Here is a 14,971-nt window from a genome sequence, read left to right as displayed (position 1 = left end):
CTTCAGCTGGGATCCAGCTTGCCGGGCGGGGTGTTCGGATGTGCGGCGCACGACTGGTTGAATGCTTGCACCATTTTCAGGATGGGGCCGAGCACCCAGGTGTTGAAGATGAGGATGTCGCTTTCTTCCTTGGGATCCTGCTTCAGGTTGAACAGGTACGGGGATTCCAGTTTTCCCTTACCTTCGTTGACCTCGGGTTCCCAGTAGAAGTGCAGCTTCCAGTCGCGCCATTTGACGGCGCGCAGATCGTTCTTGATATAGAACAGGAAGCCTTCGCGCCGCGAGGTCTGGCTGGCGCCCGTGAAGAAATCGGTCTGGTCGATGCCGTCGATGGGCCTGTCGTGCGGGACGGCCGCGCCGCCGATGCGGGACAGCGTGGTGTACAGATCGGTGACGTGGACCATCTCGTTGGATATCTGGCCAGGTTGCACGCGGCCGGGCCAGCGGATGATGAAGGGCACGCGCAGGCTGCCTTCCATGGCGGTGTGGTACGTGCCGCTCCAGGGACCGGCGGTGCCGCGGTAAGGCTTGCGGTATTCCGGGCCGTTGTCGCTGCAGAAGATGAAGACGGTGTCCTCGCGCAGGTTCAGCTCGTCCACGGCCTGCACGATCTGGCCGACTCGGTGATCCATTTCAACCATGGAATCGGCGAAGTCCCCGGCGCCCGTGCGCCCGGCGAAATCGGGGTGCGGCAGGGTGGGGAAGTGCAGGTGCACCAGGGGCAGGTACAGGAAGAAGGGGCGCTGGGCCTCGGCGTGCTTGCGCATGAAGCCGATGGACCGGTCCACCAGTTCGGCGTCGATGCCGCGGCGCGTGTCCAGGTCATAGACCTTGACGTTCTCCGACGGCGAGCCCGCCTGGCCCTGCATGATGTGGGGGATGTCGGCCACCGAAGGATCGAAGCCGATCGACGCCGTGAACTGGCTTTCGTCGGTGGTGCGCGGGATGCCATACCACTCGTCGAAACCACGGTCGGACGGATAGCGGCCCGGGACGTCGCCCAGATGCCATTTTCCATAGTGCGCGGTGGCGTAGCCCTGGCCCGACAGTTGCTGCGCGAGCGTGATCTCTTCACGCGTCAGGCCTTGCGGCAGGCCCGGCGGCACGGATTGCAGACAGCCGGTGCGGATGGGGTGGCGGCCGCTCATCAGCGCGGAGCGCGTGGGCACGCAGTCGCTTTCCACGTTGAAGTTCTGCAGCAGCAGGCCTTCGGTGGCAAGCCGGTCGATATGCGGGGTGGGCGCGCCTCGCAAGGCGCCGCCGCCGTAGCAGCCTAGCTCGCCCCATCCCAGGTTGTCGGCCACGATCAATACGATATTCGGCTTTTTTTCCATTGCGCTGCGCCTCTCGGGATGCTCGGGTTGATCCCAGGATTCTAGGAGCGGGTGAGGGTCGTAATATTCCTGAAGGTACGGTTATTGATAAATATAAGTTATGAATCTGTCGTTACGGGACATCGAGTATTTCCTGGCCGCCGTCGAGCACGGCAACCTGGACCGCGCCGCCTCGGCTTGCGGCGTCAGCCAGCCCGCGCTGTCCAAATCGCTGCAGCGGCTGGAGGCCGACACGGGGCTTGCGCTGCTGGACCGCAGCGGGCGCGGCCTGCGCCTGACCTCGGCGGGGATGGTGTTTCTGGAGCATGCAAAGAAGCTCTGGGCGGAATATCGGGATGCGGTCAGGCATGCGATGGAACTGCGGGTTGGGGAGGCAGGGCTGTTGCGCGTCGGGGCAACGGGAGCCACCGTGGACAGCATCGTGATGCCCGCGCTCGGCCTGCTCCTGCCGCGCCGGCCGGCGCTGCGCATTCAATTGACGCAGGGGCTGTCGGACGACCTGAACGAGCAGGTCGCCGGCGGCAAGCTGGATCTGGCCGTGACGCCGATCTACGCCGACGTGCCGGCGGCTTTGCACCAGGAGCCGATTCTCGAAGACCGGCTGTGCGTGGCCGCCAGCCGCAACCATGCGCTGGCCGCCCGCCGGAAACTGTCGCTGCACGATCTGCAAGGCCAGCGCTGGATCTTGCCCAAGCCCACGGCCATCGCCCGCAAGGCGCTGGATGCGTGCTACGCCGAGGCCGGCCTGACCCTGCCGGCCGCCGCGCTGGAAGTCGAGCATTTTTCGAAGGGCACGCTTGAACTCCTGGCCCGGTCCGACCTGCTGGCCATCGTTCCGCAGAGCGCGCTGCTTGCCGATCGGGATATCGCGGTGCTGCCGCTTGCGCTGGGCAAGCCGCTGCAGCGCCGCATCGCGCTGATCTCCCGCCATGCCACGACCTGGTCGCCGTTGATGACAGAGTTTCGCGGCGCCATCCTGGACAGCGCCAGGCAGGCCTGAGTTTTCCGCCTGTTTTTGGCTAGGGGAATTCCCTAGCCGCCGTTCATGCTTGCCGCAGGCATATCCAACCCCGGCAAGGCTTTCCGAGAGAATTCTAATTAAGGCAACGGTTTTTTAAAAATATTGATATGGTTGGAAACCTCCCCGCTACCTAGAATTCGCCGCAAGTCGGCCTGCGCGCTCAGCCAGGACGATTTTTCGGGATCTCGGCCGGGCACCGCACCGGGCCGGTAATAGACAAGGGGAATCAATGCTTTCGTACACATTGCGACGGCTGCTCATGACGTTGCCCGTCATGCTGTTTGTCGCGCTGTTCGTATTCGGCCTGCTGGACCTGGCGCCGGGCGATCCGGCGGCGCTGCTGGCCGGCGAGGACGCCACGCCGCAGGACATCGCGCGCATCCGCGCGACGCTGGGCCTGGATCAGCCGTTCCTGCACCGCTTCGGCGAATGGGGCTGGAACGTGCTGCATGGCGACCTGGGAACGTCGCTGTTCACCGGGCTGCCCGTCAGCCACATGATCAGCCAGCGGCTGGTGCCGACGTTCTCGCTGATGCTGATGACGCTGATCGTCTCGGTCGCGGTGGCCATCCCCATCGGCGCGCTGGCGGCGTGGAAGCACAACCGCGTGCAGGACCGCGGCATCATGGTCCTGGCGGTGTTCAGCTTTTCCGTGCCCTCGTTCGCGGTGGGCTATCTGCTGGCCTGGGTCTTCGGCCTGCAGCTGCGCTGGTTCCCGGTGCAGGGCTATGTGCCGCTTTCCACGGGTTTCTGGGCATCCGTGCACACGCTGGTGCTGCCGGCGCTGGCGCTGGGCAGCGTCTACGTCGCGCTGATCACCCGCATCACGCGGGCGACCTTGCTTGAAACCCTGAGCCAGGACTACGTGCGCACCGCGCGCGCCAAGGGCGTGGGCAACCGCGGCCTGTTGTTCCGCCATGCGTTGAAGAACGCGGCGGTGCCCATCATCACCGTCATCGGCAGCGGCGTGGCCCTGCTGAAATCAGCGGCACGGTGGTGACCGAGACCGTGTTCTCCATTCCCGGCCTGGGGCGCCTCGTGGTCGACGCCATCCTGCGGCGCGACTACCCGGTCATCCAGGGGGTGATCCTGCTGTTCAGCTTCATGTACGTGCTGGTCAACCTTCTGGTCGATCTGCTTTACCGCGCCTTTGACCCGAGGATCAAGTACTGATGAATACCTTTACCGGCTTTCTCAAGCGGCATCCGACCACGGCGGTCGGCGGCGCGCTGCTCCTGCTGCTGTTCCTGATGGCGCTGTGCGCGCCGTGGCTGGGAACGGTGGACCCGACGGCGCTGTCCCCCATCCACCGCACGCGCGCGCCCAATGCGCAGTTCTGGTTCGGCACGGACCTGCTGGGACGCGACGTGTATTCGCGGGTGATCTACGGCGCGCGGGTGTCGCTGATCGTGGGCTTCACCGTGGCGGCGTTGTCCACCGTGATCGGCGTTCTGATCGGCCTGGCGGCGGGCTTCGTGCGCTGGGTGGACGCGGTGGTGATGCGGATCATGGATGGCTTCATGTCCATCCCGACGATCCTGCTGGCCATCGCGCTGATCGCGCTGACCCGCGCGTCCCTGCAGAACGTGATTATCGCCATCACCATCGCGGAAGTGCCGCGCGTGGTGCGCCTGGTGCGCGGCCTGGTGCTGACGCTGCGCGAACAGCCCTATGTGGAGGCGGCGGTGGCCGCGGGCGCCAGTCGCCTGCGCATCGTGCTGCGGCACATTTTCCCGAACACGCTGGCCGCCTTGATGGTGCAGGCCACCTATATCTGCGGCGTGGCGATCCTGGCAGAAGCCAGCCTGTCGTTCATCGGCGCGGGCGTTCCGCCGTCGGTGCCGTCGTGGGGCAACATCATGGCCGAAGGACGCGCGCTGTGGCAGATCAAGCCGCACCTGATCGCCTTTCCGGCGGTGTTCCTGTCCATCACGATCCTGGCGATCAACATGCTGGGCGACGGACTGCGCGACGCGGTGGATCCGCGCATGGCCAAGAGGATCTGAACGATGAACACGACAACGACACAGAACCGGCGCGTGCTGGAGATCGAGGACCTGTCGATTGCCTTCGGCCGCGGCGACGGCACGTTCCGCGCGGTCAAGTCGCTGAGCTTGCACGTGGACCGCGGCGAGACGCTCGCGATCGTGGGCGAGTCCGGCTCGGGAAAATCGGTGACCTCGCTGGCGGTCATGCGGCTGGTGGAATTCGGGGGCGGCCGCATCGAAGGCGGGCGCATGACCTTCCATCGGGGCCCTGGACAGTCGGTGGACCTGGTGGCGGCCTCCGAGGACAGCATGCGCGCCATGCGCGGCAATGACCTGGGCATGATCTTCCAGGAGCCCATGACTTCGCTGAACCCGGTGTTCACCGTGGGCTCGCAGATCGTCGAGGCGATCCGGCTGCATCAACCTGGCGACGCAAGATCGGCCGCGGCCGCGGCCCGCCGGGTCCTGGACCAGGTGCGCATTCCGGACGCCGCGGCCATCATGGGTCGCTATCCGCATGAGCTGTCGGGCGGCATGCGCCAGCGCGTGATGATCGCGATGGCGCTGTCCTGCAAGCCGGCGCTGCTGATCGCCGACGAACCCACCACGGCGCTGGACGTGACGATTCAGGCGCAGATCCTGCAACTGATCCGCGAGCTGCAGCGCGAGATGGACATGGGCGTCATCTTCATTACGCACGACATGGGCGTGGTGGCGGAAGTGGCGGATCGCGTCATGGTCATGCGCAAGGGCGACGTGGTCGAGAACAACGATGTGCAGGGCCTGTTCAAGGCGCCGCAGCACCCGTACACCCAGGCGCTGATGGCCGCCGTGCCGCGGCTGGGCGCGATGCAGGGAACCGCGCTGCCGGCGCGCTTTCCGCTGCTGTCCGACGGGGACGCCGGGCAGCCCGCCAAGCCGCCCGCCCTGGCGGCCAAGGACGAGGTGGTGCTGAGCGTGCGCGGCCTGGTGACGCGCTTTGACGTGCGCGGCGGCGTCTTCGCCCGCGTCAAGAAGCGGGTACACGCGGTGGAGCAGGTCAGCTTCGACCTGCACGCCGGAGAGACGTTATCGCTGGTGGGCGAGTCCGGCTGCGGCAAGACCTCGACCGGTCGTTCGCTGCTGCGGCTGACCAGGACGACGGGCGGCACGATCGAGTTCCAGGGCAAGCCGGTGCGTCAGGATGATCCGGCGTCGCTGCTGGCGCTGCGCCGGAACATGCAGTTCGTGTTCCAGGACCCCTTCGCGTCGCTGAATCCGCGCATGCGGGTGGGGGAGTGCGTCAAGGAGCCCATGCTGATCCACAACCTGCACAGCGGCGCGCAGGCGGACCGGCGCACGGCCGAGCTTTTCGAGAGAGTGGGGCTGGACGCGTCGATGATGCGGCGCTGGCCGCACGAGTTCTCCGGCGGCCAGCGCCAGCGCATATGCATTGCGCGGGCGCTGTCGGTGGATCCCAAGGTGCTGATCGCCGACGAATCGGTGTCCGCGCTGGACGTCTCGATCCAGGCGCAGATCGTGAACTTGCTGATCGACCTGCAGCGCGACCTGGGCGTGAGTTACCTGTTCATCTCGCACGACATGGCGGTGGTGGAGCGCATCAGCCACCGGGTGGCGGTGATGTACCTGGGCCAGATCGTGGAGATCGGCCCGCGCCAGGCGATCTTCGAGAACCCGCAGCACGCCTACACCAGGAAGCTGATGCAGGCCGTGCCCATCGCGGATCCCGCCGCGCGCCGCGGCGCCACGCTGGAGCTGAGCGAATTGCCCAGCCCGGCGCGGGCCGTGGGCGACGAGCCCGTGGTGCAACCGCTGGTGCAGGTGGGGGATGGGCATTTCGTGGCGCGGCACCGTATCGGTGGCGCGTACTAGCGGCAACAGGACGTCGTTTTTTTCCTTTTTATCCCGGAGATAGAAAATGGATCGTAGGAATTTTCTGCTGGCTTCTTCCGCTTCGGCGGCCGCCTGGGCCTTGCCCGGCTTGTCGTGGGCCGCGCCCGCCAAATCGTCGTTTCGGTGGGTCCCCCAGGCGGATCTGACCTTGCTGGACCCCATGTTCACCACCGTGGCCATGACCCAGGTGCACGCCCAGCTGGTGTTCGACACGCTCTATGGACTGGACGAGCAATACCTGCCCAGCCCGCAGATGGCGGCTGGCCACGTCAGCGAAAACGATGGACTGCTGTGGAAGATCACGCTGCGCGATGGGCTGAAGTTCCATGACGGTGCGCCGGTGCGCGCGCAGGACGCGGTGGCCAGTATCCAGCGCTGGGCCAAGAAGGACCTGATGGGCCGTTCCCTGATGCAGGCGACCGAGTCGCTGACCGCCCTGGACGACAAGACGATCCAGTTCCAGCTCAAGAAGCCGTTCCCCCTGATCCTGCACGCGCTGGGTCGCCAGTCCGGCAACATGGCCTGCATCATGCCGGAGCGCCTGGCGAAGCTGCCGGAGACCGAGCAGGTCAAGGAGATGGTCGGCAGCGGCCCGTTCACCTTCGCCGCCAGCAAGTGGGTGTCCGGTTCGCGCGTGGTGTACGAGAAGTTCGCGGGCTATGCGCCGCGCAAGGACGACCGCAAGCCGGTATTCACGGCCGGCCCCAAGCTGGCGCACGTGGACGAGGTGCACTGGCACATCATCCCGGACCGCGCCACGGCCATCGCGGCCCTGCAGGCCAACGAGGTCGATGGCGTCGAGATGGTGGACAGCGATTTCCTGCCCATCCTGAGCCAGGATCCCAACATCCATCTGGTCAAGCGCAGCCTGCCGACCATCGGCGTGATGCGCTTTAACCATCTGCACGCGCCGTTCGACAATCCGGCGATCCGCCGCGCGGTGCTCAGCGCGGTGAACCAGACCGAATACATGACGGCGATGAACGGCGCCGACTTCCCGGAATACTGGAGCGACCGTTGCGGCGTGTTCGTGCCGGGTTCGCCCATGGACAGCGACGCGGGCATGGAGAAGCTGACCGGCAAGCGCGATATCGACGCGGCGCGCGCGGCGATCAAGGCGGCCGGCTACAACGGCGAGACCGTGGTGCTGCTGGATCCGGTGGATTTCCCCACCTGGCATGCCGCCGCCCTGGTGACGGCGGACCTGTTCAAGCGCCTGGGCTTCAAGGTGGACCTGCAGACCATGGACTGGGGCACCGCCGTGCAGCGCCGCAACAATCAGGAGGCGCCCACGGCGGGCGGCTGGAGCGTGGCGTTCACGGGCAATACCGGCCCCAACAACCTGGACCCGGCGGGCCACCTGCCACTGCGCGGCAACGGCAAGCAGGCCTGGTTCGGCTGGCCCACCAGCGCACGCCTGGAGCAGCTGCGTCTGGACTGGTTCAATGCGCCCGACCTGGAAGCGCAGAAGAAGATCTGCCGCGAGATCCAGCTGCAGGTGTTCGAGGACGTGCCCTACATCCCGCTGGGCGCGAGCTATCCGGTCAGCGCGCTGCGCCGCAACTGGAAGGATTTCCAGCCCCAGATGTCGCTGTTCTATACCTTGCACAAGGCCTGAAGGAGTTTCGTATGAGCAGCAAGGCTCCGAAGGTCGCCATTCTGGGCTTTCACCTGGAATCCAATGCGTTTTGCCCGCTGTCGGTCGAAGCCGATTTCCAGGCGCAATGTTGGGAGGAGGGCGAGGCCATCTCCGAGCTGGCGCGCGGCCCCAGCCGCCTGCCCAGCGAGGTGGCGGGGTTCTACGACCGCATGAACCAGCTGGGAAGCTGGACGCCGGCGCCGCTGATCGTGATCGGCGCGCCGCCGGGCGGCCCGGCCAGCGCCGGCGTCTGGATCACGTTCCTGACCGAGGTTGAACAGCGCCTGCGCGCCGCCTTGCCCGTGGACGCGGTGTACGTGGCCAACCATGGCGCCTCGTCCGCGGAAGGCGAGAACGACACCGAAGGCGTGCTGATGCGCGTGCTGCGCGGCATCGTCGGCCCGGACGTCCCCGTCGTGGCCACGCACGATCTGCATTGCAATGTCTCGGCGCCGACCGTGGAGGCGCTGGATGGCCTGATCGCGTATCGCACCAATCCGCACGTCGACCAGCGCGAGCGGGCGGCCGAGGCCGCCGACATGATCCATGAGATCCTGGACGGCACACGCATGGTCACGGCCTACGTGCGCCTGCCCCTGACGCCGCCTTCCGTGACGCTGTCGACCGCCAGCGGACCGTACGCCGATCTGGTGGCGCTGGGCGCATCGCTGACGCAAAAGCGCGGCACGGGGCCGATCGCCAACGTGGCGGTGTGTGCGGGATTCGTGTTTTCCGATCTGCCGAAATGCGGCGTGACCATCACGGTGACCGCACGCGGCGACCTGCAGGCGGCGCGCCGCACGGCCATGCAGGTGGCGCGCGCGGGCTGGGCCGACCGGGGGCGCTATATCGCCCATACCGTCGCCGTGGAGCGCGCGGTGGAGCTGGCCCGCGACGCCGCGCAGCCCTTGCTGTTCGCGGATGTGGCCGACAATCCGGGTGGCGGCGGACGGGGCAATACCACCTGGCTGCTGCGCGCGTTCGACCAGGCGCGCATCCCGGGCGTGGTGCTTGGGGTATTCGTCGATCCCGCCCTGGCGGCGCAGGCCGGGGAACTGGGCGTCGGGTCGGAATTCGACGCTGTATTCAATCGGGTCGAGAGCGAGTATTCGCAGCGCTACACGACGCGGGCGCGGGTGCTGAAGCTGACGGACGGCGAGGGCATGGGCCGGCGCGGCATCCTGCGGGGCCGCAAGTTCTCAATGGGCGCGACCTGCCTGCTGGAACTGGTGGATTCGGGCATCAAGGTGGTGGTGGGCAGCCTGCGCCGGCAACTGGCCGAGCCCGCCATGCTGGAGATGCATGGCATCGACATCGCGCAAGCCGGGCATCTGATCGTCAAGAGCCGTGGCCACTATCGGGCGGGCTTCGACGAGTTCTTCCCGGACGAGCGCATCCACGACGTGGACAGTCCGGGGCTGACCACGCCGAACCTGAAGCAGATCGACTTCAAGCGGCTGCCCCGGCCGGTTTGGCCGCTGGACGACGTTGCCGCCTGGCGCGAACCGGAATGGGCGGCGGATCTGGAGGACTAAGAAAGCATGCGGCGCCCGCCCCAGGCGGCGCGCCTAGCGGGCGGTGTCCAGCCGGGCAGCCATCCAGGCAGGATCGGCGTAGGCGGCATCGATGTGCGCGCCCAGCGATTCCACGAAGCGGGTGACGCTGGACGGCAGCTGGCGGCCCGCCATCGTCTGGATATGCATGTTGCGCTGGTGCAGCTCGGCGTTGGACATGGGGATCTTTATCAATTCCCCGCGTTCGGTCGAGGTCATGACCGTGAGGTCGCCGGAAAAGCTGATCGCGCCCCAGCGCAGGCAACTGGTCTCGATCGCACCCTGGTTGTTGCAGGTCATGGCCACGTTGAGTTCGATCTTCTCGTGCATGCAGCACAGGTCGATGATGAAGCGGATGGTGCTGCCCGGGCCCATCAGCGCGACGGGGTGGTTGCCGATATCGCGCATCGACAGCGTCTTGCGGCCGGCCAGCGGATGGTCCGGCGCCATGACCGCAATGACCGGCATGCGGCGCGCATACTGCACGTGCACGCCCTGGGGCGGAGACAGGTTGTAGCTCATGCCGATGTCGTCCTCGCCTTCGCGCACGCGCCGGTTGATCTCCGAGGACTGCAGGATGTTCAGCTCGAAGCGCAACGAGGGCTCGATGGCGCGGAATTCACCGATGACACGTGGCAGCAGCTCGCGGCCGAAGGCCTGGTTGGCCGAAATGCGGATGAGCTTCTGGCCGATCTGGCTCAGGTCGCGGATCTCGGCGCGGGCGCGTTCGGCCTCCAGCGAGGCCCGGCGCGCATAGGCCTTGAGCAGCTGGCCGGCTTCGGTCAGGACCATGCCGCGCGCGTGGCGGTCGAACAGCAGCGTCTGGTGTTCTTCCTCCAGCTTGCGAACCATCCGGCTGACCGCCGACGGCGCCACGTGCAGCTTCTGCGCGGCAACGGTGAGCGAGCCCGAGTCCACGACTTCCAGGAAATAGCGCAGGGCAGTGTTGAGCATGGTGGCGGGTAGTGATGCAGCGCGCTCCATACTAACGGAAAACCATTTGACCGTAGCGCGGGGCCTTGGCGCCGATAGCTGTCACAGCCGATTTCGAAAACGACCGGGCCTCACATGCGGTAACGCATGGTCCTGATTGCGTTAAGCCTCATGTCTAGAATTTGGGGCGTTGGCATATGCCGCGCACAGAAAAGGTTTCCCGTGAAAAAACAGTTCATCTCCACCCTCTTGGTCGCAGTGCTTGCCGCGGGCAGCGGCTTGGCGCAGGCTCAACCCGATCGTGGCCCCGGCGGCCCCGGCGCTTCCGGGCAGGATCGCGGTCCGGGCAACGGGCAAGGCAAGGGGCCGGGCAATGGGCACAACAGCCCGCCGGGCAAGGGGCAGAGTTCAGGCCACGGGCAGGGTCCAAGCCAGCAGCGCGGACCGGACCATGATCGCGGCCACGCTCAGGGCCGGCCCGATCCCTCGCCGGCGCGCTGGAACAAGGGCGAACGCGTGCCGCAGCCGTATCGCGGCCCGCAATATGTGGTCAATGATTGGCGCGGCTATCACCTGAAGCAGCCGCCGCGCGGCTACCAATGGATCGGCGTGGGCGCGGACTACTTCCTGGTCGGCGTGGCGACTGGCATCGTCATGGAATCGGTGTTTGGCCGCTGAACGCCAAGCCAGGGCGCCCGCGCCGTTGGCGGGATCGCGAGGTTGGGGCGCCGGCTAGCGCCCCAGCTTCATCGACACGTCCGTATGCGTGCCGCGATCCAGGTCCGCGCCCAGCGGCTGGTCCCATTCAGGCAGGCTCAACAATTCCTTGCTGACCTCGCCCGCTTCGATGCGGCGCGCAATGTCGTCCAGCAGTTGCGTGCGGGTCGCGAAGCCCTTGCCTTGCAGGTCCCGGGCGAAGAGCCGGTACGTCAGGTTGGGTTCTACGCCTTTCATGACGCCCAGGTTCAGGATGCGGCCTTGCTCGTTGCGCATCAGCAAATGGCCGGGGCGGGCATAAATGCGGTAGATGCGCCACGGCGACGAGATCGCGGCGTGGTCGCGCCGCAGCTCGGGCTTGGGAGCGCCGCCGCCGCTAGGGGGCGTGGTGCCCGAAGGAAGCAGTTTGACGCAGGCATTCGCGAATCTGGCAATTGACCTTCTGATCGCGCTCACGCGGGGTCTGCCATCAGCGCGTGCGCTTTGAGCGGGATAAGTATATTCAGATGGGTTTGCGTCATGCGCTTGCGCTGTTTGACCATTGCCGTACTCCTATATGGCGATACGGCGAGGCGACGCGCGTTCAACCACCACCTCTTGAGGATACGCGCTTTATCCGGCAGGACGAGGCAAATGCGCCGATAGTTACGCATTAAGTGCGGCGCGCGCCCCAATAAGCGGGCTTTTGCCGAGAAAATACGCGAAAACGCCGTCTTCGTCGGATTATGGTGGTAATTGGAAACGCCGGTTGACTTTCAACCCCCCAGCGCCCATAGTGGACTTGAAGCTTTTCGAGCATCGTGATTTTCGTCCGGTCTTGCACCCCCTTCGGGGCGCTTCATTGTTCGCAGTCCTTTCCTTGACAGGCTCATTTCGCGGGCGCTGCCCGCATTAAAAGGAAAGAGATTATGGAAACCGGAATTGTTAAGTGGTTCAACGATGCCAAGGGCTTTGGCTTCATCATGCCCGAGAATGGCGGCAAGGATTTGTTCGCGCACTTCTCAGAAATCGTCAGCGACGGCCACAAAGTGCTCCTTGAAAATCAGCGCGTCAGCTACGTGACCGCTCAAGGCGCCAAGGGCCCGCATGCAACACAGATCCGCGCTTTGTGAATAAAGGCCCGCAGGGCCTTTTGATCAGGTATTGGGGGTTTCATGTTTCACAACAACATGGTTTACAAGGGCTATAGGCTGACTGCCAGCGTTTCCCGGATTTCAGTCGGGGGCTCCGGCCGGCCAGCCTTTACCGCAACAGTGGCAGTGGAACTCGCCGGCGATCAGGACAAGCTCGGCGATCCTTATCCCGTGCCGTTGTTCGCGTCGGGCGGATTTGTTTCCAGCCCGGGAATGGCGGTGGATGCCGCGATCAATCATGGTCGTCTTGTGGTTGATGCGCATGCCAGGCCAGCTTGATTTTCCACGGCATGGCGCCGTATGGCCATGCGGCATACCTGGATTGCACGCCAGCCTGACCGGGCCGCCTTGAACTCCACGGGCGGCCTTTTTGGTTCTTGGCCCGGGAGATACGCATGACGGATTCCGACAGCAGGCCCGCACGCATGCGGCCTGGCATCACGCGGGTGGAACGCGACGACGACGACTTCGTCGACCGCGCCAAGACAGCGTATAAGCGCGACGCCAGCGCGGGCGAACCTGCTCACTACAGTCATATCAACGAATTCGAAGGCAAACGCGTCGTCATCCTGCGCAACAAGCGCGGTGTGCTTGCCGTTTACGAAGACGTGGATGGCGCGGTGCATCGCTTGGTGCGTTGGCCGGTTTCGTGGGTTTGAGGGCAGTCCGCCACTGTTGTAAAGTGTTCTCGAAGTACCCGTATTTTCCTGAAGGACACGATGGTGCCTGAACCCCAAGAATCCGCGATCCTGCTTTTTTCGTACGGCACCCTGCAAGACAGGGCAGTGCAGCTGGCCAACTTCGGACGCGAACTGTCTGGCCGCCCCGACGCCATGACGGGCTACGCCTTGAACTGGGTGGAAATCACCGACCCCGACGTGCTCAAGACCAGCGGCAAGGCGCAGCACCCCATCGTCTACGCCAGCTACGATCCCAAGGACGAAGTGCGCGGCACCGTATTCGAGATTACGCAGAAAGAACTTCACGCCGCCGATGGCTACGAGGTCGCCGACTACAAGCGCGTGTCGGTGCTGCTGAAATCCGGCGTCCATGCCTGGGTGTACATCAAGGCTTGACGCCGCCGTGCGCGGCCATGCCCGGCGCCGCTTGCGGGCCCGCGCCATAAATTTGATGCAATAAGAATCATTAACATCTAATATCTCGCCCTGGATGCGCGCCGGCTTGCTGTGGCCATGCGCCGGTAATTTCCTTAGGGGCATCATGGGGGAGCGGTTCTTCGGCGTGGTCGCCGAGGCGTACAAGGCCTGGAACGCCGAGCTGGTCAGTTTCCTGAACCGGCAGCTCAAGCGTTCGCCCGATACCGCCAATGATCTGGCGCAGGAAACCTTCGCCAAATGGCTTGCGGCCAGCGGCGGCGCGGAACAGCCGGAAAAGCCTCGTGCCTACCTCTATGAAATCGCGCGCAATCTGCTGCGCGACCATTGGCGCCGCGAAGGCGTGCGCGGCGAACACGTGGTGGCCAGCCTGGACGACCAGGGATTCGAACCGCCCTCGGGCAGCCTGACGGCGCATGCCGGCTTGCAGCCCGAAGCGCGTGCCGATGCCAATCAGCGCTTGCGGCTGTTGCAGGCCGCCATCGACGAGATGCCGCCGCGCCAGCGCGAGGCCTTCCTGCTTTATCGGTATGATGAGCTGCGCTGCGAGGAGATCGCCAGCCGCATGGGCATTTCGGTCCGGGCGGTGGAAAAGCATCTGCAATTGGCTCTGGCGCATTGCAAGCGCCGTGTCCAGGGCGAAGCCTGATGAACCCATCCCAATCCTTATCCGCCGTTGAAGCCGCCGCGAGCGCATGGTTCATGCGCCGGCGCGAAGGCATGCTTGATGCGGGCGCGGAACGCGACTATCAGGCGTGGCTCGCGGCGTCGCCGCTGCATCGGCAGGAGTACGAACGCCTGACCCAGGTCTGGGACGATATGGCGGCGCTGCCGCGTCCGGCGTCCCGCCCCGTTGCAATGGCGCCTGCGGCGCGCCGCGGTCAACGCGCGCCTGCATTTCCCCGGTTCGCGAAGTGGGGCGGCGCGGTCGCGGCGCTGGCGCTCGCCCTGGTGGCCGGCTACCAGTACATGCCCGTCAGCTACTCCTCGGTGGCCAACGCTTCCACGCAGACCCGCAGCCTGGACCTGCCCGACGGCACCCGGGTCCACGCGAATGTGGGTACGCGGGTCAGCGTGCGCTACACCCTGGCCGAACGGCACATCAGCATCGAAGGCGGCGAGGTGTTCATCGACGCCGCGCCCGACCGGCGTCCGCTGATCGTCGCGGCAGGCGAGGCGCGACTGCGCGATATCGGCACCGAATTCAATGTGCTGCTCCTGCCGGAAACGCTGCAGGTCGGCGTGCGCAGCGGCACCGTGCTGCTGGAGGCGGACGGAACGGATGCCGTGGCCAGCCGCAGGCTGCAGGCCGGCGACACCGTCCAGCTTGCGCGGGGCCCGGGCCGCCAGCTGCGGCAGCAGCGGGTTCCGCTGACCGAGATCGGCGCCTGGCAGGATGGCGTGGTGGTGGTGCATGACGTGACCCTGCAGCAGTTGGCCGCCTATCTGGGGCTGTATCGCGACGCGCCCGTGCGCATCGCGGATCAGCGCGCAAGCAATCTGCGGCTGTCCGGCACGCTGGACCTGCGCCAGCCCGAGGCGTTCCTGGACGTGCTGCCCAGCCTGTTGCCGGTAACGCTGAACCGCAGGCAGGACGGAGCGGCGGTGATCGCCAGCCGCTAGCTGACCGGCCTTTCCTCAGTGC

The 14,971-nt window shown here is 65.7% G+C and carries 15 protein-coding genes and 1 pseudogene; 13 read left to right on the top strand and 3 right to left on the bottom strand.

What is annotated here, in order from left to right; genetic code table 11:
• Positions 1 to 2 precede the first annotated feature (2 nt).
• Positions 3 to 1,334 carry an arylsulfatase gene (locus HLG70_RS15910; protein ID WP_171661998.1) on the bottom strand — a complete coding sequence of 444 codons (1,332 nt, stop codon included), beginning with the start codon at positions 1,332 to 1,334 and terminating at the stop codon, positions 3 to 5.
• Between the two features lie 100 nt (positions 1,335 to 1,434).
• Here HLG70_RS15910 and HLG70_RS15905 point away from each other — a divergent pair, with 100 nt between their 5' ends.
• From HLG70_RS15905 to HLG70_RS15880, 6 genes and pseudogenes are all read left to right on the top strand, one after another.
• Positions 1,435 to 2,334, top strand: coding sequence for a LysR family transcriptional regulator (locus HLG70_RS15905; RefSeq protein ID WP_171661999.1), 900 nt, complete (start codon positions 1,435 to 1,437; stop codon positions 2,332 to 2,334).
• Positions 2,335 to 2,584: 250 nt separating this feature from the next.
• A pseudogene (locus HLG70_RS15900) lies at positions 2,585 to 3,528 on the top strand (ABC transporter permease).
• Positions 3,528 to 4,361 carry an ABC transporter permease gene (locus HLG70_RS15895; RefSeq protein WP_171662000.1) on the top strand — a complete coding sequence of 278 codons (834 nt, stop codon included), beginning with the start codon at positions 3,528 to 3,530 and terminating at the stop codon, positions 4,359 to 4,361. Before HLG70_RS15900 ends, HLG70_RS15895 begins: the two are co-directional and overlap by 1 nt.
• Positions 4,362 to 4,364: 3 nt before the next feature.
• The gene (locus HLG70_RS15890; RefSeq protein WP_171662001.1) at positions 4,365 to 6,215 is read left to right on the top strand and encodes a dipeptide ABC transporter ATP-binding protein; all 1,851 of its coding nucleotides are present in this window, start codon (positions 4,365 to 4,367) and stop codon (positions 6,213 to 6,215) included.
• Between the two features lie 46 nt (positions 6,216 to 6,261).
• Positions 6,262 to 7,854 (top strand): ABC transporter substrate-binding protein, encoded by a 1,593-nt coding sequence (locus tag HLG70_RS15885; protein WP_171662002.1) that lies wholly within the window; start codon positions 6,262 to 6,264, stop codon positions 7,852 to 7,854.
• 11 nt (positions 7,855 to 7,865) lie between these two features.
• Entirely contained in the window at positions 7,866 to 9,410 is a 1,545-nt protein-coding gene (locus HLG70_RS15880; protein WP_171662003.1) for a M81 family metallopeptidase, read from the top strand.
• Between the two features lie 33 nt (positions 9,411 to 9,443).
• Here the strand turns inward: HLG70_RS15880 and HLG70_RS15875 are convergent, their stop codons facing one another.
• Positions 9,444 to 10,382: a LysR family transcriptional regulator gene (locus tag HLG70_RS15875; protein WP_171662004.1), complete on the bottom strand. Its 939-nt coding sequence runs from the start codon at positions 10,380 to 10,382 to the stop codon at positions 9,444 to 9,446.
• Between the two features lie 201 nt (positions 10,383 to 10,583).
• Here HLG70_RS15875 and HLG70_RS15870 point away from each other — a divergent pair, with 201 nt between their 5' ends.
• Positions 10,584 to 11,039 carry an RcnB family protein gene (locus HLG70_RS15870; RefSeq protein ID WP_234103098.1) on the top strand — a complete coding sequence of 152 codons (456 nt, stop codon included), beginning with the start codon at positions 10,584 to 10,586 and terminating at the stop codon, positions 11,037 to 11,039.
• 54 nt (positions 11,040 to 11,093) lie between these two features.
• Here HLG70_RS15870 and HLG70_RS15865 read toward each other — a convergent pair whose 3' ends face one another.
• Positions 11,094 to 11,534, bottom strand: coding sequence for a hypothetical protein (locus HLG70_RS15865; RefSeq protein WP_171662006.1), 441 nt, complete (start codon positions 11,532 to 11,534; stop codon positions 11,094 to 11,096).
• 452 nt (positions 11,535 to 11,986) lie between these two features.
• Between HLG70_RS15865 and HLG70_RS15860 the strand changes: the two genes are divergently transcribed.
• The 6 genes from HLG70_RS15860 to HLG70_RS15835 all read left to right on the top strand — a co-directional run bounded on the left by HLG70_RS15860 (position 11,987) and on the right by HLG70_RS15835 (position 14,949).
• Entirely contained in the window at positions 11,987 to 12,190 is a 204-nt protein-coding gene (locus tag HLG70_RS15860; protein WP_006223700.1) for a cold-shock protein, read from the top strand.
• Positions 12,191 to 12,232: 42 nt separating this feature from the next.
• Positions 12,233 to 12,490, top strand: a complete 258-nt coding sequence (locus tag HLG70_RS15855; RefSeq protein WP_171662007.1) for a hypothetical protein — start codon at positions 12,233 to 12,235, stop codon at positions 12,488 to 12,490.
• A 116-nt stretch (positions 12,491 to 12,606) separates the two neighbouring features.
• Complete coding sequence (locus HLG70_RS15850; protein ID WP_171662008.1) at positions 12,607 to 12,870, top strand: hypothetical protein; 264 nt, start codon at positions 12,607 to 12,609, stop codon at positions 12,868 to 12,870.
• A gap of 63 nt (positions 12,871 to 12,933) precedes the next feature.
• Positions 12,934 to 13,287, top strand: coding sequence for a gamma-glutamylcyclotransferase family protein (locus HLG70_RS15845; protein WP_419144775.1), 354 nt, complete (start codon positions 12,934 to 12,936; stop codon positions 13,285 to 13,287).
• A 145-nt stretch (positions 13,288 to 13,432) separates the two neighbouring features.
• Positions 13,433 to 13,975 carry an RNA polymerase sigma factor gene (locus tag HLG70_RS15840; RefSeq protein ID WP_171662010.1) on the top strand — a complete coding sequence of 181 codons (543 nt, stop codon included), beginning with the start codon at positions 13,433 to 13,435 and terminating at the stop codon, positions 13,973 to 13,975.
• The gene (locus HLG70_RS15835) at positions 13,975 to 14,949 is read left to right on the top strand and encodes a FecR family protein (RefSeq protein ID WP_171662011.1); all 975 of its coding nucleotides are present in this window, start codon (positions 13,975 to 13,977) and stop codon (positions 14,947 to 14,949) included. The genes HLG70_RS15840 and HLG70_RS15835 overlap by 1 nt, the downstream gene beginning before the upstream one ends.
• Positions 14,950 to 14,971: the final 22 nt, after the last annotated feature.

The sequence above is a fragment of the Achromobacter deleyi genome (assembly GCF_013116765.2).
Taxonomy (GTDB): Bacteria; Pseudomonadota; Gammaproteobacteria; order Burkholderiales; family Burkholderiaceae_B; genus Achromobacter; species Achromobacter deleyi_A.
This window is presented reverse-complemented; position numbering and strand designations above follow the sequence as displayed.